A 19,765-nucleotide genomic window follows, 5' to 3' on the forward strand; every position below is an offset into this window, starting at 1 on the left:
CACACCATGAACCCTCCCTCCGCCGCCACGCCAACACAGGAAAACAAAGCGGCGCGGGGAGCGGTGAACCAGGGAGCGGCGTGGTTGCGCTCCGAGAGCGCCGACTGGTTCAACACCGAAGGCCAGCGCTGGGTCTTCGTCGCCAAGGCCATGCTGGCCGCCTTCTTCGCCCTGTGGCTGGCCTTCCGCCTCGGCCTCGACTCTCCCTCCACCGCGCTCGCCACCACCGTCATCCTCGCGCTGCCCAGCAGCGGCATGGTGCTGGAAAAAGCCTTCTACCGTTTTCTCGGCACGCTGGTCGGCTGCGCCGCCTCGCTGCTGCTGGTGGCGCTATTCCCGCAATCGCCGCCGGTGCTGTTCATCGGCGTGGCGCTGTGGGTCGCGCTGTGCACCGGCGGCGCCGCCATGCACCGCAACCAGCAATCCTATAGCTTTGTACTGGCCGGCTACACGGCCTGCATGATCGTCGTTCCCGCCATCGACGCGCCGGCGCATGTGTTCACCTTGGCCGTCACCCGTGTGACCGAGGTCGGGCTGGGCATCATCTGCGCGGCAGTGGTGCATGACGTGATTTTCCCGCGCCGCCATTCGCGCGCCGTCATGCGCACAGTGCAGACGCGCTACGCCGGCTTCATCACCTTTTGCCAGCAGGTGCTGGAGCGGCGCCTGTCGCCGGCGGACGCGGAGTTGAACCACCTGAAGTTCGCCGCCGATATCGCGGCGCTGGAGTCGGGCCGCGCCGCCGCCTTCTTCGAGGCGGACCACGCGCGCTCCCAGACGCGCCAACTGCATGCCTTCAACGCCGCTTTCATGACGGTGCTGACGACTTTCTACACGCTGCACCGCCTGATCCACCGCCTGCGCATCAACGCCGCCGATCCGGTCCTGGAGCTGGTGGAGCCGATGCACGCACATCTGGCGCAGGCGATGAAGCCGGATCTGAGCGCCGGCCAGCTGGCGCGAATGCGCGTGGAACTGGCGGAAGATATCGCGGCGGCGCGCGCGCGGCTGGCGTCCGCCCCGTTGGACGGGCGCGCGCAGCAGATCGACTTCGACACGGCCGCCGAACTGCTGGACCGCTTCGTGCGCGACCTGGAGGAGTTCGCGGCGCTGTATCACGGCCTGGCGCGTGAGGAGCGCCAGCAGGTCAGCGATCCCGGCGCCTACACGCCCAAGACGCCGCCGGCCATCGTCATCGCCAGTGGCTTGCGCGCCGGCGCCACCTTGCTGATCACGGCCGCCGCCTGGTACTGGCTGGCCTGGCCCTACGCCGCCAACGCCATTCTGATGGCGACGATCTTCTGCGCGCTGGCGTCCTCGTCGCCGCGCCCGACGGCGCTGGTGCAGCAGGTGCTGACCGGCTTCCTGATCGCCATGCCGCTGTCGTTCCTCACCGAATTCCTGCTGATGACGCGGGCCGACGACTTCGGGCCGATGGTGCTGGCGGCCTTGCCGCTGCTGGCGCTGGGCTCCTACCTGGGCACCGGTCCCAAATGGGCCGGCGTGGGCATCGGCATCGGTATGTTCTCCGCCACCTTGCTGGTGCCGGCCAACCAGATGCACTACGACGTCGAGGCTTTCATCAGCAGCGAACTGTCGCTGGCGATGGGCGTGGCGGTCGCCTACGTGATGTTCAAGGTGGTGCTGCCGGAGCACACGATGGGCCACAAGGGCCATGTCGCCGCAGCGCTGTGGCGCGAAGCGCTGCACGCCTGCACGGCGCCGCTGCACCGGCTCAAGCGCCGCTTCGACAACCGCGTGCGCGATCTCCTGAGCCAGTTGAACGCCGCCTCGGGGCCGGCGCCAGGCGAAGCGGCGCGCTCGGTGGTGCGCCAGGGCCTGACCTTGCTGGAACTGGGCCACGCCGTCATCGAGCTGCGGCAGTTGATCGTCGCCTCGCCGCCCGGCCCCGCGCGACAAGGCTTGCAGCAGGTGGTGCGGCACTTGGCCGGCTATCTGCGCGCGCCGACGCCGATGCACGGCGCGGCCACGCTGGAGTCTCTGCTGTACGCAGGCACGGCGGTGCGCGCCGTGCTGGCCGAAGCCGCGCCCGAACGCCGCCCGGCGCTGCACACCGCGCTAACCGACCTGCATTCAATCTACACGTCCTTGCTGGACCAGCTATCAACAGGAGAACCCCGTCATGCCGCGTGAAATCGACCTTTTCGGCATATTGCTACCCGGCGTGCTGCCGCTGTTCCTCGCCAGCCTGCTGCTGCAGGTCGCGTTGGACAGCGTGTTAAGCCACGTCGGCGCCTACCGCCAAAGCTGGCATCCGGCGCTGGTGCGCCTTTGCCTGTTCGTCTGCATCTTCGGCGCCCTGCTGCTAACCCTGTACAAATAAACCAAACCATCTTCGAGAGCTAACGTGAGCGCATCTAAAATCTTCCGCTTTTTCCTGACCATGCTGTTGCTGGCGGCGGCCCTGTGGATCGGGCGCACCGCCTGGGACCACTACATGGAATCGGCATGGACCCGCGACGGCCGCATCAAGGCCGACGTGGTCACCATCAGCGCCGACGTCGCAGGCACCGTGACCGACGTGATGGTGCGCGATAACCAGATGGTCAAGCAAGGCGACGTGCTGTTCGTCGTCGACAAGGCGCGCTACCAGAACGCGCTGGCGCAGGCCAACGCCATGCTGGCGTCGCAGCAGGTCGAGAAGGGCCGCCGTAGCAAGGAAGCCAGCCGCCGCGCGGCGCTGGACAGCTCCATCATCTCCGCCGAGAGCATGGAGACGGCCCAATTCGCGGTCGGCACCGCGTCGGCGCAATACCAGGCCGCGCTGGCCGCGCGCAACCTGGCGCAGCTCAATCTGGAGCGCACCGTGGTGCGGGCGCCGGTGGCCGGCTATGTCACCAACCTGAATGTGCACGCGGGTGATTTCGCCGCCGTCGGCGCGGCCAAGCTGGCCGTCATCGGCAGCGAGTCGTTCTATGTGGTCGGCTATTTCGAAGAAACCAAACTGCCGCTTTTGAAGGTAAACGACCAGGTGGAGGTGCATCTGATGAGCGGCGCGGCGCAGCTGAACGGCCATATCGAGAGCATCGCCCACGGCATCACCGACCGCGACGCCAGCGTGGGACGGGAGCTGCTGGCCGACGTCAACCCCACCTTCAACTGGGTGCGGCTGGCGCAGCGGGTGCCGGTGCGAATCCATATAGACCAGAAGCCGAAAGACCTGGCGCTGGTGGCCGGCACCACCTGCACGGTGGTGATCCACAGTTAATCGACGTTAGCGCGAACCGGCGACGTCCAGTATCGCGCCGCTGACGTAGGACGACTGCGGCGACAGCAACCACAAGATGGACTCGGCGACTTCCTCCGACGTGGCCGCGCGCCCCATCGGCAAGCTCGATGCCATCCGCGCCACGCGATCGGGCATGCCGCCGCTGGCGTGGATCTCGGTGTCGGTGACGCCGGGCCGCACGCAATTGACGCGGATGCCCTCCTCCGCCACTTCCTTCGACAAGCCAAGCGTCATCACATCGATGGCGCCTTTGGAGGATGCGTAGTCGATGTAGGTATTGGCGCCGCCGTGCCGGGCGGCGCCGGAGGAGATGTTGACGATGCCGCCACCCTGCCCGCCGCTGCGCGTCGACATCCGCTTGACCGCTTCCCTGGCGCACAGGAAGGCGCTCATGATGTTGGTGGTGAAAACGCGCTGCATCCGCTCGGCCGACATCTCCATCAGCTTGCACTGTTGTTCGAGCACGCCGACGTTGTTGACAAGCGCAGTGATCGGCCCCAATTGGGCGTCGACCGCCGCGAACAGGCGCAGCACGTCGGCTTCCACGCTCATATCGCCCTGCACGACGATCGCCTCGCCGCCCTCGCCGGCAATTTGCGCGCGCAGCTGTTCGGCCGCCTCGCCGTTGCTGACGTAGTTGATGCAGACGGCGTAGCCACGGCGGCTCGCCATCAAGGCCGTCGCCGCGCCTATGCCCCGGCTGCTGCCGGTCACCACCATCACTTGTTTCATCGCTCGCCTTGTAAAAAAGCCCGCTGGCGCGGGCTTGTAATCAGGGTTACTTCTCCGGACTGGTGTTTTTCAGCGCGTAGGCCACGTGCTGCCACCAGTGGTCGCGCGAATCGACGCTGCGCAGGCACTTTTTGTCGATCTCGCCCTTGAACATCGGATCTTCGCACTTTTTGGTCATCAGCGCATAGCGCTGGTTTTCCGCGTTGGCCAAGGCGACCACCAGCCAGAAGACCAAGCCCGCCAACACCACCACCAGGCTCCAGGCGACATGGTTGATATACGCCCACTCGAACAGCGTCTCGATGGCCGGTGACGACTCTTTATAGAGATGCATCACCTTGCCTTCGGCGGCCTTGCGTTCGTCGCTGATTTCTTTCATTTCGTACCCGTTCCAAATTAAAGCGCATCTTTGCGCGGCGGGTGACACGTCCAACCACGCCACGAGCGGAGATTACCACTTTTCAGGCGCGAGGTGGCTGTTCGCGCCTGATCGGCGATTAAAACCCGCTTAAAACTCGTAGCGCGCCGACAGCTTGAGCTGGCGGCCGTCGGCCGGATAGATGCCGGCCTTGCAGGAAAACGCTTGCGAGTAGTACTGCTTGTCCGTCAGGTTGAGGCCGGACACCGCGAACTCCCACTGGCCGATCTTGCGGGCATAGCGGGCGTCGACGGTGGCGAAGCCGGGAATTTTTCCTGCGCAGCTGTTGTCGAAGTCCGAGCCGTAGCGCTGGCTGTCGACCCACTGCGTGCCGATGTCGGCGGACTGACCATCGGCCGGGGTCCAGCTCAGGCGCGCGCTCAGCGTATTCTCCGGCACCAGCACCATTTGCTTGCCGCTGTTGGCGCCTTCGCGGAACTTGGCGTCGACGTGCTGGTAATGCGCGCTGACGGTCCAGTCGGTGGCGATGCGTTGCTCCGCATCGAGTTCGACGCCGCGGCGTTTGGTCGGGTCGAGGTTGATGTTGGCGAAGTTGGTTGGATCGTAGAAGATCTCGTTGCTCAGGTTATGGCGGAACACGCGCGCCGTCACTTTGTGCACGGCGTTGGCGAAGCTGGCACCGAACTCCAGATCGTGCGACTTCTGCGGCAGCAGCGCGGCATTGATCACCCGCGTGGCCGCGTTTTCGTCCGAATTGGCGACGCGGTAGCTTTGTCCCGCCTTGCCGAATACCGTCAAACCATTCAGCGGCATATAGCTCGCTTGCAGCTCCCACGCGTTCAGCCCCTGCGCGACGTCATAGCCAGTGGTGGCGAAACCTTTCGGGTCACTGAAGTCCTTGTCGAAGACCTCGCGCCGCACGCCGACCGAGACGCGGCCCTGGTGGGCTGCGTCGAATCGCAACTCATCTCGCACGTAAATCGCTTTCGATTTTTGGTTCGCGTCCGCCGCCGAGAACGACGCCTCGGTGGTGCGCTCCCACTTGGTCAGGTCGATACCGGCCACCACTTCATTGAGCATGCCGCCAATCTGGCCCAGGCGACGCACGCGCGGCGAGAACTGAATCTGCTTGCTGTCGTAGGTGCTGGGCGAGGGGAAGCCGCCGAAGAAATAGGTCGTGTCGACGGTCTTCTTGCGGTAGGACAGATCGGCCGCCAGATCGTAGCCGGCCACCCGGTACTGACTGAAAATGGTAAAGCGGTCGCTGTCAAGCGAGCCGTGATCGTCGGGTGAACTGTCCTGGCGCGGATTGGCCATGTATTGCGCCTCCGTCAGCGATCCCGGCAAACGCATGTCCTGGCGCGCGCCTTCATAACGGAAGCCCACGCGCCCTACATCGTTGAACCACTGCGCGCCGCCGCTGAACTGCGTCTGTTTGAATTCGTTGTTGTCGCGGTAGTTGTCGGTGCGCTGGTGGCCCAGGGTCGCATCGGCGGCGAAGCCTTCCCATGCCTGCGCCGCCGACACGCGGGCCTCGCCGGCGTTGAAGCGGCCACCCTCGACAAACACGCTGCCACGGCGGGTGTTCTTGCCCGGGTTCTTGGTGACGATATTGATAACGCCACCGGTGGCGCCGTCGCCGTACAACACGCTGGCGCCGCCGCGCGTGATTTCGATGCGGTCCACGGTATCGACCGGAATGGTCGACAGAATCGCGGTGCTCAACTCATTTTCCGACAGGCGCACGCCATCGAGAACGATCACCAGATTCTGGCTGCTGTTGGTGCCGAAGCCGCGCAGGTCGAGATCGAAATCCGGGCTGCCGTTCAGGCTTTGACGGCCGTAGACGCCGCCGATTTTGCGGATCGCCGAATTGACGTCGCCGACGCCGGCGCGGCGGATATCCTCGGCAGAGATCACCGTGGCGCCGATCGGGGCCAGCGCCGGATCGGCGTCGAAGCGCGAACCGGTGATGACGACCGGCGCCAGCACCTGGGCGACCTGCGCACCGACCGCGTCTTGCGCGATGGCGGTGGCCGGGGTGATCGCGGCGGCGGTAAAGCAGAGGGAAACGGCGGCGGCCAGCAAACGTGGCGCCGAAGGCGGAACAAACGCGAAGGAATTCATGGTAAATCGTTTTCAAAAGAGACATCCGCGCCTGCGTCCCCGCAAGTCGGAAGTGTACGGAAGCCGCGCACCGGTCGACGGCGCGCGCTCCCCCCTGGTCTGGCCGATATCCGGGCTGGCCGGCGCGGTCGGAGCGACTCTCGACAAAGCGCCGGCGTTACCGTTGCGGGGGCAGCACACCTTGGCCGGTTCGCGGAATGCGGAAGCGGCCCTGTGTTTCCCGTTTAACCGCGCACGTGAACACATGCGCAGGCACCAGAACCCCGGCATTATACGCCTGCCAACACCGCCGCGCCCGACAGGGACCGGCTCCGGCATCATTCAGCATTTCGATAGGACCTATCTACATTTCATGCATTGATTGCCGGGCATTACATCCCCATAGTACATATAACAACGATACCGGAGCAACGCCATGAGCACCACCCAAACCCTTCCCACCTACTTCCTGTCCCACGGCGGCGGCCCGTGGCCCTTCATGATGGACACCGTCGGCCACCTGTACGCAAAGCTGGACGCTTCGCTGCGCGATATCCCGCGCCAGCTGGGCGTCACACCGAAAGCGGTGCTGGTCGTTACCTCGCACTGGGAAGGCCGCGACTTCATGCTGTCCTCGTCGGCCAAGCCGCCGATGTTGTACGACTACGGCGGCTTCCCGCCGCACACCTACGAGGTGCAGTACAGCGCCCCGGGCGCGCCGGAACTGGCGGCGCAGGTCAAACAACTGCTCGACGCGGGCGGCCATCCGGCGCAACTGGACGGGCAGCGCGGATTCGACCACGGCACCTTCAGCGCCATGTATCCGGTGTATCCGAACGCCGACGTGCCGATCGTGCAGCTGTCGCTCAAGCACGGACTCGATCCGAAGACGCACCTGGAGGTGGGACGTCTGCTGGCGCCATTGCGCAAGGAAGGTGTGCTGATCATCGGCAGCGGGCTGAGTTACCACAATCTGCGCGCGTTCAACGCGCAGGGCGCGGCGGCGTCGCATCAATTCGACGGTTGGCTGCGGGCGGCCATGGCGCTGCCGCCGGCGGAGCGCACAGCGGCGTTGATCGAGTGGGAGAAGGCGCCGGCCGCGCGCGTGGCGCATCCGCGCGAGGAGCATTTGCTGCCGCTGATGGTGGCGTTGGGGGCGGCCGAGGACGAGCCGGCATCCGTGCCGTATCACGAGGATGCGTTTATGGGGTCGTTGGCGGTGAGTAGTTTCCGCTTTGGCGGCGCATAGATGGCGGATTACGGCGTTCCGCCTAATCCGCCCTACGTGTCACCGTGGTCCCGTCGCGGGCGCTGGTCTTAGGTTCCGCGTTTGCCCTTGGCGTATTCGGCGGCCTTGGCTTCGGCGATCGCTGCCTTCTCGGCCGCTTTGGCTGCCGCCTCCACTGCGTAAGCGTCGAGGCGCTCCTTGCGCGACGCCGGCGTCTCCAGCGAGATGCGGCCCAACGTGCCGCTGCGGTAGTCGCCAAGGAAGGTGTGCGACGCCTTCTCGAAATCCAGGTCGCCACCCTTCTGGCGGAAGCCGCGCTTGGCCGCCACGCCCTCCACCACCGCGATGCCGTCGAAGGTTTCGATGTCCTTGAAGCCGTAACGCGCCACCAGCAGCTGCGGGTAGTACTTCAGCATCTCGTCGGCCAGGAACACCGCCACCTCCTCCTCGATCAAGGCGTTCGAGCCGATGGCGTGGCTGGCGGCCAGCATCAAACCGTCGCTGGGCAGCGCGATCTTCGGCCACAGCATGCCGGGCGTGTCGACCAGGATAGTGTTCTTGTCCAGGTAAAGCTTCTGCTGCTGCTTGGTCACCGCCGGCTCGTCGCCGACCTTGGCCACTTTCCGCTTGAGCAGGGCGTTCATCAGCGTCGACTTGCCGACGTTGGGGATCCCCATGATCATGATGCGCAGCGGCTTGGTCGGTACGCCACGGTGCGGCGCCAGCTGCTTGGCCAGTTCCGGCACGCGCGTGACGTCGGCCGGCTTCTTGGTCGTCATCGCGAACGCCGTCACGCCCTCCTGCGCGTTGTAATACTGGACCCACGCCGCCGTGGCGGCGGGATCGGCCAGATCGATCTTGTTGAGGATCTTCAGGCACGGACGCTGGCGGAACTTGCGCAGCTCCTCCACCATCGGATTGGTGCTGGCCTCCGGCAGGCGCGCGTCGACCACCTCGATCACCAGATCGGTGTTCTCCATCTGCTCCGCCGCCTTCTTCTTGGCGGCGTTCATGTGCCCCGGGTACCATTGTATCGACATGCTCTGACCTTCAAAATCGTTCTGACAATCCGCTATTTTACCTGCTGGCCCGGCCGGGATTCGGATATCATGGGGCGCTTTTCCTTTTTTCTGACCATATAAACAATATTATTTTCACCGGAGTGCTGAAGATGAGCATAGCTGCACCGTCCAACCCGAGGGAGATCACCCTCCGCGGCATTATCCTGGGCATCCTGATTACGCTGGTATTCACCGCGGCGCAGGTCTACCTGGGCCTGAAAGTGGGCCTGACCTTCGCCACGTCGATCCCGGCGGCGGTGATCTCGATGGCGCTGTTGAGCGCCTTCAAGAACGCCACCATCCAGGAAAACAACATCGTCCAGACGATCGCCTCGGCCGCCGGCACCCTCGCTTCGGTGATCTTCGTGCTGCCAGGCCTGCTGATGATCGGCTGGTGGGCGCACGTGCCGTTCTGGCCGACCTTCGGCGCCTGCGCCATCGGCGGCGTGTTGGGGGTGATGTACACGGTGCCGCTGCGCCGCGCGCTGGTGTCGCAATCGAACCTGCCGTATCCGGAGGGCGTCGCCGCCGCCGAGGTGCTTAAGGTCGGCACGGCTTCGCGCGCCGGCGCGGCCGAAGGCAAGGCCGGTTTGCGCGCGGTGGTGCTGGGCGCCGTCAGCTCGGCGCTGTTCGCCGCCGGCGCCGCCGTTAAGGTGATGGCCGGTGAATTGTCGTTCTACTTCCGCACGGGCGCGGGCGCCACCGGCATCGGCGCCTCCGGTTCGCTGGCGCTGATCGGCGCCGGCCACCTGATGGGCATCACGGTCGGCCTGGCGATGCTCGCCGGCCTGGTCATCGCCTGGGGCATCATGGTGCCGCTGATGACGTCACTGTCGCCGGCCGCCGCCGGCGTGGAAGCCAGCGCCCACGCGCTGTCGATCTGGTCGAAGGAAGTGCGCATGATGGGCGCCGGCGTGATCGGCATCGCAGCCATCATCACCTTGGCCGGCCTGGCCAAGCCGATCTTCGCCGGCCTGAAATCGGCGATGGACACCGCGCGCCGCGCCAAGCTCGATGGCGCCGTGCTCGATCGCACCGAGATGGATATGCCGATCTTTATCGTCGGCCTGGTCACCCTGATCTCGCTGGTGCCGGCAGGCTGGCTGCTCTCGAGCTTCCTGCAGGGCGGCCCGCTGTCGTCGATCGCGTTCCCGCTGGTGGCGGTCGGCATCGGCTACATCCTTGTCGCCGGTATCTTCGCCGCCGCCGTCTGCGGCTACATGGCGGGCCTGATCGGTTCCTCCAACTCGCCGGTGTCGGGCATCGCCATCCTGACGATCCTGGGCGCGGCGCTGAGCGTGGGCATGGTCGGGCGCAGCATCATGGGACCGGAAGTGGCGCAGGCGCTGATCGCCTTCGCGCTGTTCGTCACCACCGTGGTGCTGGCGGTGGCCGTCATCGGCAACGACAACCTGCAGGATCTGAAGACCGGCCAACTGGTCGACGCCACGCCGTGGAAACAGCAGGTCGCGCTGCTGATCGGCGTGTTCGCCGGTTCGTGCGTGGTGCCGCCGGTGCTGGAGCTGCTCAACCACGCCAACGGCTTCGTCGGCGCGCCGAATCTCGATTCGATCTCGGACCAGCCGCTGGCCGCGCCGCAGGCGTTGCTGATCTCGACGCTGGCCAAGGGCGTCATCGGCGGCAACCTGCAATGGAACCTGCTCGGCTACGGCGTGATGGTCGGACTGGTGCTGGTGGCGATCAACTTCGTGCTGAAAAAATCCAGCAACGACAAATACAGCCTGCCGCCGCTGGGCGTAGGCCTGGCGATCTACCTGCCCAGCGCGGTGATCACGCCGGTGGTCATCGGCGCGGTGGCCGGCTACTTCTTCGAGCGCGCGTGCGGCAAATCGGCCGGCGGCGAAACGGCCAAGCGCCTCGCGGTGCTGATCATGTCGGGCTTCATCGTCGGCGAGAGCTTGTTCAACGTCGCGCTGGCCGGCCTGATCGTGCTGTCGGGCGAAGGCGAGCCGCTGGCCATCCACACCTCGCTGAGCGAAGCGCACACAATGATCATCTCGCTGATCGTCGCCACGTTCGTGGTCGTGGGCCTGTACCGCTGGTCGTCCAGGAACGGCAAAGCCGTCAACGCCTGATCACTCCGGGGTCAGGTCCACCATTTCTACACAAGCTGAACCGTAGCGGGCACATCGCCTCCCCAACGGCACAGCACGTGTAGAATTAGTGGACCTGACCCCGGAGTTGTTTTTGGGCTCCGGCCAAGTCATCGTGGAGATCTTGCGTCTTCGCATGGACAAATAGTTCCATCCGGCATAAGATTGTCAAATCTTTAACCACCATGATCCCCCCATGCGCCGCTTCCGTTTCCATTTGCCGGCCGCCGCGCTGTGCGCCGCCACGCTGACGCTGCACCACGCCGCCGCCAGCGATCTGCCCGCCATCGCCAGCTTTTTCCAGACCGCGCAAGTGGGCTTGGTGACGCTCTCCCCCAAGGGCAATTATGTGGCGCAGGCCAGTATCCTGGCCGACGGCACCCAGGCCCTGGTGGTCCGCGACACCGCCGCCCCGTCCAACTACACGGTCCTGAGCCGGGTCGATCCGACGATGGTGAGCATTTACGCGATCCACTGGGTCAACGAGAACCGCCTCGGCTACACGCTCAAGAACATGCACCTGGGCGCCAGGACCAATCTGGACGAGTTCGCGATCGACCGGGACGGCAAGAACCAGCGGCACCTGATCAACGGCAACTGGGCGCACAATCGCGAGCCCAGCACCGGCAGCATGATCGCCAGCCGCACGCTGACCGCCGACTATGCCTTCCACAGCGCGCCGCACGACGGTTCCGACGACATCCTGGTGGAGAAATACACGTGGAATAACGTCGATGCCGCGCCGGCGTCGTCGCGCCTGTTCCGCCTCAACACGCGCACCACGCAACTGAGCTCGACCTTCGAGGGCGCGCAGCCGCAGGCCACCGGGCGCTGGATCACCGACGCCAACGGCGTGCCGCGCGTGGTCCAGTCGCGCGTCAAGGGCCATTGCATCGTGTCCTACCGCAAACCGGACGCCAACAGCTGGACCGAGATCGACAACGGCACCTGCTACGAGCATCAGCGCTTCGCGCCGCTGTTCATGGACGGCCTCAACACGCTGTACGTGCGCGCCGACTACAAGGGCTACAGTGCGCCGTTCCGCTTCGACCTGACAACCATGAAGCTGGACCCGGAACCGATCATCGAAACGCCCGGCTTCGATTTCCTCGGTTTGCCCGTGATCGACGGTCCCAGCAAACGCATGCTGGGCATCCATCTCGAAACCGACGCCGAAACCAGCGTCTGGTTCAACCCCGTCATGAAGGCCGAGCAGGCCAAGATCGACGCCGCCCTGCCCGGCAACATCAACACCGTCGAATGCGCCAGCGACTGCCTCGGCTCGCCGGTGTTGCTGATCAAGTCCGAGACCGACCGCCGGCCCGCCGACTACGTGCTCTACACCCGCGCCACCGGCAAGCTCGTCGGCCTGGGCAACATCCATCCGGACATCGTGCCGGCGCAGATGGGCGCCCGCAGCTTCCACCACTACACGGCGCGCGACGGCCGCGCCATTCCGGCCTATGTCACGCTACCGGTCGGCAAGGCCGACGGCCCGCGTCCGGCCATCGTGCTGGTGCACGGCGGACCGCACGCGCGTGGCGCCTCGTGGGCGTGGGAGCCGGAGGCGGCCTTCCTGGCCTCGCGCGGCTATGTGGTGATCCAGCCAGAGTTCCGTGGCGGCACCGGTTTTGGCTTCGCGCACTTCAAGGCCGGCTGGAAGCAATGGGGCGGCGCCATGCAGGACGACCTGGCCGACGCCGCCCAGTGGGCCGCCAAGCAGGGCTGGGCCGATCCCAAGCGGGTGGCCATCATGGGCGCGAGCTACGGCGGCTATGCCACCCTGATGGGTTTGATCAAGCATCCGCAGGTGTTCCGCGCCGGCGTCGAGTGGGCGGGCGTGACCGATATCGGGCTGATGTTTACGTCGATCGAATCGGACGCGTCGGAGGAAAACCTGGGCTATTCGATGCGCACGCTGATCGGCGATCCGGACAACGCGGCCGACGCCGAAATGTTCCGCAAGAATTCGCCGCTGCTGCGCGCCGCCGAGCTGAAGCAGCCGCTGCTGATGGCGCACGGCGTCGACGACCGGCGCGTGCCGCTGGAGCACGGCAGGCGCTTCGGCAACGCCGTCAAGGCCAACAACGCCAACGTCACGGCCATCTACTACGACAACGAAAGCCACGGCTGGCGCAACGAAAAAAACCGCGTCGACTTCTGGAAACAGGTCGAGGCCTTCCTCGATAAAAACCTCAAGCAAGCCCCGTGAGCGCTGGCGCCCGGCCGGGGTCTCAGATCTCGGCCAGCGCCTTCAAATGCGCGACCACGCTGCGGCCCAGCGCCGACAGGTTGTAGCCCCCCTCCAGACAGCTGACGATGCGGCCCTTGCCGTACAGCCGCGCCACCTCCATCACCTGTTCCGTCATCCACGCGTAGTCCGCCTCGACCAGCCCCATGCCGCCGATATCGTCCTCGCGGTGGGCGTCGAAGCCGGCCGAGATGAAGATCATCTCGGGCTTGAACGCGTGCAGCGCCGGCAGCCACTGCTCGGTGACGATCTTGCGCACGGCGTCGCCCTTGGTGGCGAGCGGCACCGGCACGTTGACCAGATTGGCAGTGATCGGCTCCGGCTCGCTGTACGGATAGAACGGATGCTGGAAAAAGCTCACCATCAGCGCGCGCGGCTCGTTGAGGAAGGCTTCCTCGGTGCCGTTGCCGTGGTGGACGTCGAAGTCGACGATGGCCACCCGCGCCAGGCCGCGCGCGTCGAGCGCGTGCTTGGCCGCCACGGCGACGTTGTTGAACAGGCAGAAGCCCATCGGCTCGACCGGCCGCGCGTGGTGACCGGGCGGACGCACCGAGCAGAAGGCGTTGTCGATCTCGCCATCGATGACGGCGTCGGTCGCGGCCACGGCGGCGCCGGCGGCGCGCTGCGCGGCCAGCCAGCTCCAGGCGTTGAGCGAGGTGTCGCCGTCGATCGGATAGGTGTCGCCCGGCGCCGGGACGTTGTCGCGCACGATGGCGATGGCGTTGCGGCTGTGGTTGCGCTCGAGGTCGGCCAGCGCCACCAGCGGCGCCTCGCGGTGCTCGAGCAGGTCGCTGATGTGCGATCCGATCAGCTGGTCCGCGATGGCTTGCAGGCGCGCCGGCGATTCGGGGTGCCAGTCGCCCATGTCGTGGCGCTGGCAATCGGGATGGCTGTAAATGGCTGTGGTCATGTGTGTTTTTTGCGGGGCCGCGAATGCCCTCTCACTACGCTATATCCGCTGCGCGGTTTCTCGCATAGAATCGTTCAAACGCCGCGCCTGATTCTGCTGATGCCAGACGCTAATCTACCATACATATCATGTACACAAAATTGCACGCGGTGGCACGCCAGGTCGGAGACATCATTGTCGGCAAGGACTTGCAGATACGTCAAGCGCTGACCTGCCTTTTGGCCGGCGGCCACCTGCTGGTCGAGGACGTGCCTGGTGTGGGCAAGACCACGCTGGCGCACGCGCTGGCGATCTCGCTGGGGCTGCGTTTCAACCGCATCCAGTTCACCAGCGACCTGCTGCCGGCCGACGTCAACGGCATCTCGATCTACGAGCGCGAAAAGAATGGCTTCGTGTTCCATCCGGGCCCGATCTTCACGCAAGTGCTGCTGGCCGACGAGATCAACCGCGCCACGCCGAAGACCCAATCGGGCCTGCTGGAGGCGATGGAGGAGCGCCAGGTCAGCGCCGACGGCGTCACGCGGCCGCTGCCGCTGCCGTTCTTCGTCATCGCCACGCAAAATCCGACCCACCAGATCGGCACCTTCCCGCTGCCCGAGTCGCAGCTGGACCGCTTTCTGATGTGCCTGTCGCTGGGCTATCCGGACGCCGCCGCCGAACGCGCGCTGCTGCTGGGCGAGGACCGCCGCGTGCTGCTCAAGACGCTGCCGGCGGCGATGACGCCGCCCGAGCTGGCCGCCGCCCAGCTAGCGCTCAAGCAGATCCACGTGTCGGCGTCGCTGGTCGACTATGTGCAGGCGCTGGCGGCCGCCTCGCGCCAGAACGGCATGTTCGCCGAGGGCATGAGTCCGCGCGCGGCCATCGCGCTGCTGCAGGCGGCGCGCGCCTGGGCCGCGCTGGAGGGCCGCAACCACGTGCTGCCGGAAGATGTGCAGGCGGTGCTGGTGCCGGTCTGCGCGCATCGCCTGCGTCCGCTCAAGGCGGCGCACGGCGTGGCGTTGGCCAGCCGCGACCTGGTGCTGCAGTTGCAGAAATCGGTGCCGCTGTAGTGGAATCCGGCGTGAATTCCGGCGTGAATTCCGGCCTGCAAGCGTTGTACCGCAAAGGCAGGCGGGTTGGCAACCGGTGGGTGTTCCAGCTGCGCGACAACGAACCGGGCGAGGTCACCCTGACGTCGCGCCGCGTGTTCATCCTGCCAACGCGCGCCGGCCTGTCCTTCACCTTGCTGTTGCTGATCATGCTGATCGGCGCACTCAATTACAACCTCGGCCTGGGCTTCGCGCTGACCTTCTTCACCGGCGCCTGTGCGGTGGCCGACATGTTCTTGACTGCGCGCAACCTGGCTATGCTGAAGCTAAAACCGGGCCGCGCGCCGCCGGTGTTCGCCGGCGAGGAGGCGCAGTTCGAGCTGCATCTGGCCAATCCCACCAAGCTGGACCGCTACGCCATCTGGCTCGGCTTCCAGACGCACGGCGCGCCGCGCCAGGTGACGGATGTGGCGGCCGGCGGCGCCAGCGCGGTGGCGCTGTCGCTGCCGACGCGCGAACGCGGCTGGCTGGCCGCGCCGCGCATCCAGCTGACGACGCGTTTCCCGCTCGGCCTGTTCAAGGCGTGGAGCTACTGGCAACCGGACTTGCGCGTGCTGGTGTATCCGGCGCCGGAAACACCGGCCCAGCCGCTGCCGTCGCACGGCGCCGCCAGCGAGGACGGCCACGGTACCGTGGGGCTGGACAATTTCGCCGGCATCCGCAGCTACCAGCAGGGCGATCCGATGCGGCATCTGGCCTGGCGCCAGATCGCCCGCCACGATCCGGCGCTGGGCGGACAACTGGTGACCAAGCATTTCGAGGGCGGCGCGGTGGCCGAGCTGGCGCTGGACTTCGCCGACCTGCCGCTGCAAATGGACCTGGAGCTGAAACTGTCGCGCATGACGCAATGGGTGCTGGAGGCGGAGCAGCGCGCCCTGCCCTACACCTTCCGACTGGCGCAGTACGCCTACGGTCCGGCGCTGGGCGACGCCCACCGCGCCGCCTGCCTGCGCGCGCTGGCGCTGTTCGGACGCGAGGGCGGCGCATGAGCGACACATCGCCACGCGGCCCGGTGCAGCGCCTGGCGGCCCTGCCGCGCGACAAGGCCGACACCCTGCTGCTGCTCACCGCCGCGCTGATGGTGCTGGCGCCGCACTTCGCCCACCTGCCGTTTTGGGTCAGCCTGGCCGTCTGCGCCACGCTGCTGTGGCGCGCCGCCATCACCTGGCGCGGCAAGCGCATGCCGCCGCTGTGGCTGCTGGTGCCGGTCGCGGTGGCGTCGATGGCCGGCGTCTACTTCACCTACCGCACCTTGCTGGGCCGCGACGCCGGGGTCGCCATGCTGACCCTGCTGCTGGCGTTCAAACTGCTGGAGATGCGCGCCAAGCGCGACCTGTTCGTCGTCATCTTCCTCAGCTTCTTCGTGCTGCTGACCAGCTTTTTCTATTCGCAGACGATGCCGGCCGCGCTGTTCATGGCCGTCACCATCATCGTGCTGCTGACGGCGCAGCAATCGTTCCAGTACACCGGCGCCGTGCCGCCGCTGGCGCGGCGCCTGCGCACCTCGGCCAAGCTGTTCCTGCTGGCCGCGCCGCTGGCGCTGCTGATGTTCATCGGCTTTCCGCGCGTGCAGGGGCCGCTGTGGGGCATGCCGGGCGACGCCCACAGCGGCCGCAGCGGCATCTCCGACAGCATGGCGCCGGGCACGCTGTCGTCGCTGGCGCAGTCGGACGACGTCGCCTTCCGCGTGCGCTTCCTCGACCAGGCGCCGCCGCAGAACCAGCTGTACTGGCGCAGCATCGTGCTGGGCGACTACGACGGCCGCACCTGGACCCGCGTGCCGCGCCGGCGCGGCGCGCGAGGCTTGCGACCCCGCGACATCGCCATCAGCGTGCGCGGCCAGGCCATCCGCCACGAGGTGACGATGGAACCGACCGGCAAGCGCTGGCTGGCGCTGCTGGAGCTGACCGGCCCGCGATTCAGCGTGCCGGGCTTCAACGTGCGCGAGTCGGAAGAGATGGAGCAGTTCACGATGGAGCCGGTGGCGCGCCGGGTGCGCTACGCCGCCAGCGCCTACGTCGATTTCGATTTGCAAGCCAATGAGGCGCCGGAAAACCTGCGGCGCTGGCTGGAGCTGCCGGACGGTTTCAACCCGCGCACGCTCGCGCTGGCGCAACAGCTAAAGCAAGCCGCGCAGTCGGCGGACGCCCGCCAGCTATCGCAGCAAGTGTTATCGATGTTCCGCCGCGACACCTTCAGCTACACCTTGCAGCCGCCGTTGGCCGGACGCGACATGGTCGACGACTTCCTGTTCATCACCAAGGCCGGCTTTTGCGAGCACTATTCGGGCGCCTACGTGGTGCTGATGCGCGCCATGGGCGTGCCGGCGCGCGTGGTCACCGGCTACCAGGGCGGAGAAATGAACCCGCTCGACGGCTACCTGACGGTGCGCCAGTCCGACGCCCACGCCTGGGCCGAAATCTGGCTGCCGTCGCAGGGCTGGCGCCGGGTCGATCCCACCGGCGCGGTCGCGCCCGAGCGCATCGCCCGCAACCTGGCGCGGGCGCTGCCGGCGCCGACCGCGTTCGGCTTCGGCCAGTTCATCGAACTGCAAAACGACCCGGATTCGTGGCTGGCGCAACTCAGATTCCGCTATGCCGCGTTGAATAATTCTTGGAATCAATGGGTCCTGGATTACAATCCAGATAGGCAGCGAAGTTTCCTTGCGGAACTAGGTTCCGTGTTCGGCAACTGGCGCAGCGCACTCGGCGCGGCCCTGGTCTGCGCGTTGGCCTGGCTGCTGCATTGGCGGCGGCAACGCCGGCCGGCCGCGCCGCTCGACGGACTGTACCAGGCCTTTTGCCGGCTGCAGGCGCGTCACGGTTATGCGCGGCGCCCCGATGAGGGCCCGCTCAGCTATGCTGCCCGTCTGCGGGACATGCCCGCCAGCGCGGAAAAACACGCGGCGATGGAGACATTTTTAACCCTGTATGGCGCGCTCAAATACGGCGGCGCCGGGGCCGAACAACGAACGGCGTCGCTCAAGACGCTGAAAACACTGTTACCACTATGCCGATGAAGACTTTGATCACCCCCCTGCTGGCCGCCGCGCTGCTGGCCGCCACCGGCGCCAGCCACGCACAGGTCGACCGCTACGGCTACAAACTGCCGCCGAGCATGCAGCAAAAGGCCAAGAAGAAGGCCGCTCCCGTCAAAAAGAAAGCCGTGCCGGCCATCGACTACGTCGGAGAGTACGTCAACTTCGGCGAATGGAAAGAGGTGCGCGCCTTCCTCGACGATGTCGCCACCCGCAACGGCTTCGACCGCAAGGAGCTGGACAGCTTGATGGCCCAGGTGCGCTATGTCGACGCCACGGTGCAGCTGGTTAAGCCGGCGCCGCCGGGCAAGCCGAAAAACTGGAACGCCTACCGGGCGCTGACGATCGAGTCGACCCGGATCGACGGCGGCGTCAAGTTCTGGAACGACAACGCCGACGCGCTCAACCGCGCCGAGGCGCTGTACGGCATCCCGGCCGAGATTATTGTCGGCATCATCGGCGTCGAGACCGTGTACGGCCGCGTCACCGGCCGTTTCCGCGTCGTCGATGCGCTCACCACCTTGGCGTTCTCGTATCCGGAGGCGCCGCAGCGCGCCGCCCGCATGGAATTCTTCCGTGGCGAGCTGGAGGCGACGCTGGTATTCGCGCGCCGCGACGGCGTCGATCCGTTGTCGCTGCGCGGCTCGTTCGCCGGCGCGATGGGCATGCCGCAGTTCATGCCGAGCAGCCTGATCAAATATGCGGTCGACTTCGACGGCAGCGGCCACATCGACCTGCTCGGCTCCAGCACCGACGCCATCGGCAGCGTGGCCGCCTTCCTGGCGGCGCATGGCTGGGAGCGCGAGAACGGCGGACCGCTGGTGTATGCGGCCTCGGCCTCGCCCAACAAGGCCTGGGAACCGATGCTGCAACAGGGCCTGACGGCAAAATATTCGCCGCAGGACTTGATAGCGGCGGGAGTCACCACCACTGTACCGGTGCCGGAGCAACAGACCTATGGTCTGGTCGATCTGCAAAACGGCGCCGACCCAACCGAATACTGGTTGGCCAACAGTAATTTCTTTGCAATTACGCAGTACAACCGCAGCTATTTCTACGCAATGTCGGTCATCGAGCTGGGCCGCGCGGTGCGGCTGGCGCGTGGCGGACTGTAGAAAAGGCGCACGTTAAAGGCGCGCGGACGCGTGTAAGGACGGCGATGAGGGATGTAAGCAACCGTAACGGGTGTTGTAGCCCTAACTTGCACGCGGTATTGTTTAGTTGACACTTGGAAATTAATCATCCAAACTGGCCGCTAAAGCATGAAATTATAAGCATCTATACAACGGAATTGCCTTATAATTAACTTTAGTTGCTAAATAATAGCGTGCGCCATAGGCTAGCACAAGACTCGGTGTATAATTCTCACACAATGTTGCATCGGGACAACAATACACGACTATGCAGTTTTTTTCTATTGCTGTCGGGTATTACATTGCGAGATGTTGTATAATTGTGTATATATTATGAAACTTGTTATCCCGGAATCGGTCCGTGTGTAAATTCGTTCCTTGGTAAGGATGAACATTAACGCAGCAAAGCGAGCTCCGAGTGTTGTACTTTGCAGGACAACTTTACAGAAGGAAAAGACGAAATCATGACAAACCAA

The 19,765-nt window shown here is 65.6% G+C and carries 15 protein-coding genes and 1 riboswitch; of the genes, 10 read left to right on the forward strand and 5 right to left on the reverse strand.

Annotated elements, in window-relative coordinates; translation table 11 throughout:
- Nucleotides 1–6 precede the first annotated feature (6 nt).
- From NHH73_23775 to NHH73_23785, 3 genes are read left to right on the forward strand one after another with little or no spacing between them, the layout of a single operon-like run.
- On the forward strand, nucleotides 7–2,154 hold the full coding sequence (locus tag NHH73_23775; protein ID USX25569.1) for an FUSC family protein: 2,148 nt from the start codon (nucleotides 7–9) through the stop codon (nucleotides 2,152–2,154).
- Entirely contained in the window at nucleotides 2,144–2,344 is a 201-nt protein-coding gene (locus NHH73_23780) for a DUF1656 domain-containing protein (GenBank protein USX25570.1), read from the forward strand. Before NHH73_23775 ends, NHH73_23780 begins: the two co-directional genes overlap by 11 nt.
- A gap of 24 nt (nucleotides 2,345–2,368) precedes the next feature.
- Nucleotides 2,369–3,229: an efflux RND transporter periplasmic adaptor subunit gene (locus tag NHH73_23785; GenBank protein ID USX25571.1), complete on the forward strand. Its 861-nt coding sequence runs from the start codon at nucleotides 2,369–2,371 to the stop codon at nucleotides 3,227–3,229.
- A 6-nt stretch (nucleotides 3,230–3,235) separates the two neighbouring features.
- On the opposite strand, the gene NHH73_23790 is transcribed toward NHH73_23785, so the two are convergent.
- From NHH73_23790 to NHH73_23800, 3 genes are all read right to left on the reverse strand, one after another.
- A complete protein-coding gene (locus NHH73_23790) occupies nucleotides 3,236–3,982 on the reverse strand; it encodes an SDR family oxidoreductase (GenBank protein USX25572.1) in 747 nt (248 codons plus the stop codon).
- 46 nt (nucleotides 3,983–4,028) lie between these two features.
- A complete protein-coding gene (locus NHH73_23795) occupies nucleotides 4,029–4,361 on the reverse strand; it encodes a hypothetical protein (protein USX25573.1) in 333 nt (110 codons plus the stop codon).
- Nucleotides 4,362–4,490: 129 nt separating this feature from the next.
- Nucleotides 4,491–6,488, reverse strand: coding sequence for a TonB-dependent receptor (locus NHH73_23800; GenBank protein ID USX25574.1), 1,998 nt, complete (start codon nucleotides 6,486–6,488; stop codon nucleotides 4,491–4,493).
- 83 nt (nucleotides 6,489–6,571) lie between these two features.
- Nucleotides 6,572–6,763, reverse strand: a riboswitch (cobalamin riboswitch).
- A 140-nt stretch (nucleotides 6,764–6,903) separates the two neighbouring features.
- Between NHH73_23800 and NHH73_23805 the strand changes: the two genes are divergently transcribed.
- Nucleotides 6,904–7,716 carry a dioxygenase gene (locus NHH73_23805; protein ID USX25575.1) on the forward strand — a complete coding sequence of 271 codons (813 nt, stop codon included), beginning with the start codon at nucleotides 6,904–6,906 and terminating at the stop codon, nucleotides 7,714–7,716.
- A gap of 68 nt (nucleotides 7,717–7,784) precedes the next feature.
- Here NHH73_23805 and ylqF read toward each other — a convergent pair whose 3' ends face one another.
- The gene (gene ylqF / locus NHH73_23810; GenBank protein ID USX29689.1) at nucleotides 7,785–8,708 is read right to left on the reverse strand and encodes a ribosome biogenesis GTPase YlqF; all 924 of its coding nucleotides are present in this window, start codon (nucleotides 8,706–8,708) and stop codon (nucleotides 7,785–7,787) included.
- Between the two features lie 158 nt (nucleotides 8,709–8,866).
- On the opposite strand from ylqF, the gene NHH73_23815 reads away from it, so the two are divergent.
- Nucleotides 8,867–10,852: an oligopeptide transporter, OPT family gene (locus NHH73_23815; protein ID USX25576.1), complete on the forward strand. Its 1,986-nt coding sequence runs from the start codon at nucleotides 8,867–8,869 to the stop codon at nucleotides 10,850–10,852.
- Between the two features lie 214 nt (nucleotides 10,853–11,066).
- Nucleotides 11,067–13,082, forward strand: a complete 2,016-nt coding sequence (locus tag NHH73_23820; protein USX25577.1) for a prolyl oligopeptidase family serine peptidase — start codon at nucleotides 11,067–11,069, stop codon at nucleotides 13,080–13,082.
- A 22-nt stretch (nucleotides 13,083–13,104) separates the two neighbouring features.
- Here the strand turns inward: NHH73_23820 and NHH73_23825 are convergent, their stop codons facing one another.
- The gene (locus NHH73_23825) at nucleotides 13,105–14,031 is read right to left on the reverse strand and encodes a histone deacetylase family protein (GenBank protein USX25578.1); all 927 of its coding nucleotides are present in this window, start codon (nucleotides 14,029–14,031) and stop codon (nucleotides 13,105–13,107) included.
- A 128-nt stretch (nucleotides 14,032–14,159) separates the two neighbouring features.
- Between NHH73_23825 and NHH73_23830 the strand changes: the two genes are divergently transcribed.
- The 4 genes from NHH73_23830 to mltB are packed head-to-tail and all read left to right on the forward strand — an operon-like array spanning nucleotide 14,160 to nucleotide 19,271.
- Nucleotides 14,160–15,080 (forward strand): MoxR family ATPase, encoded by a 921-nt coding sequence (locus NHH73_23830; GenBank protein ID USX25579.1) that lies wholly within the window; start codon nucleotides 14,160–14,162, stop codon nucleotides 15,078–15,080.
- Between the two features lie 11 nt (nucleotides 15,081–15,091).
- Nucleotides 15,092–16,108, forward strand: coding sequence for a DUF58 domain-containing protein (locus NHH73_23835; GenBank protein USX25580.1), 1,017 nt, complete (start codon nucleotides 15,092–15,094; stop codon nucleotides 16,106–16,108).
- The gene (locus tag NHH73_23840) at nucleotides 16,105–18,138 is read left to right on the forward strand and encodes a DUF3488 and transglutaminase-like domain-containing protein (protein USX25581.1); all 2,034 of its coding nucleotides are present in this window, start codon (nucleotides 16,105–16,107) and stop codon (nucleotides 18,136–18,138) included. The genes NHH73_23835 and NHH73_23840 overlap by 4 nt, the downstream gene beginning before the upstream one ends.
- On the forward strand, nucleotides 18,129–19,271 hold the full coding sequence (gene mltB / locus NHH73_23845; GenBank protein USX25582.1) for a lytic murein transglycosylase B: 1,143 nt from the start codon (nucleotides 18,129–18,131) through the stop codon (nucleotides 19,269–19,271). Before NHH73_23840 ends, mltB begins: the two co-directional genes overlap by 10 nt.
- Nucleotides 19,272–19,765 lie beyond the last annotated feature (494 nt).

It is taken from the genome of Oxalobacteraceae bacterium OTU3CINTB1, from assembly GCA_024123955.1.
In the GTDB taxonomy this organism is placed as follows: domain Bacteria; phylum Pseudomonadota; class Gammaproteobacteria; order Burkholderiales; family Burkholderiaceae_D; genus Rugamonas.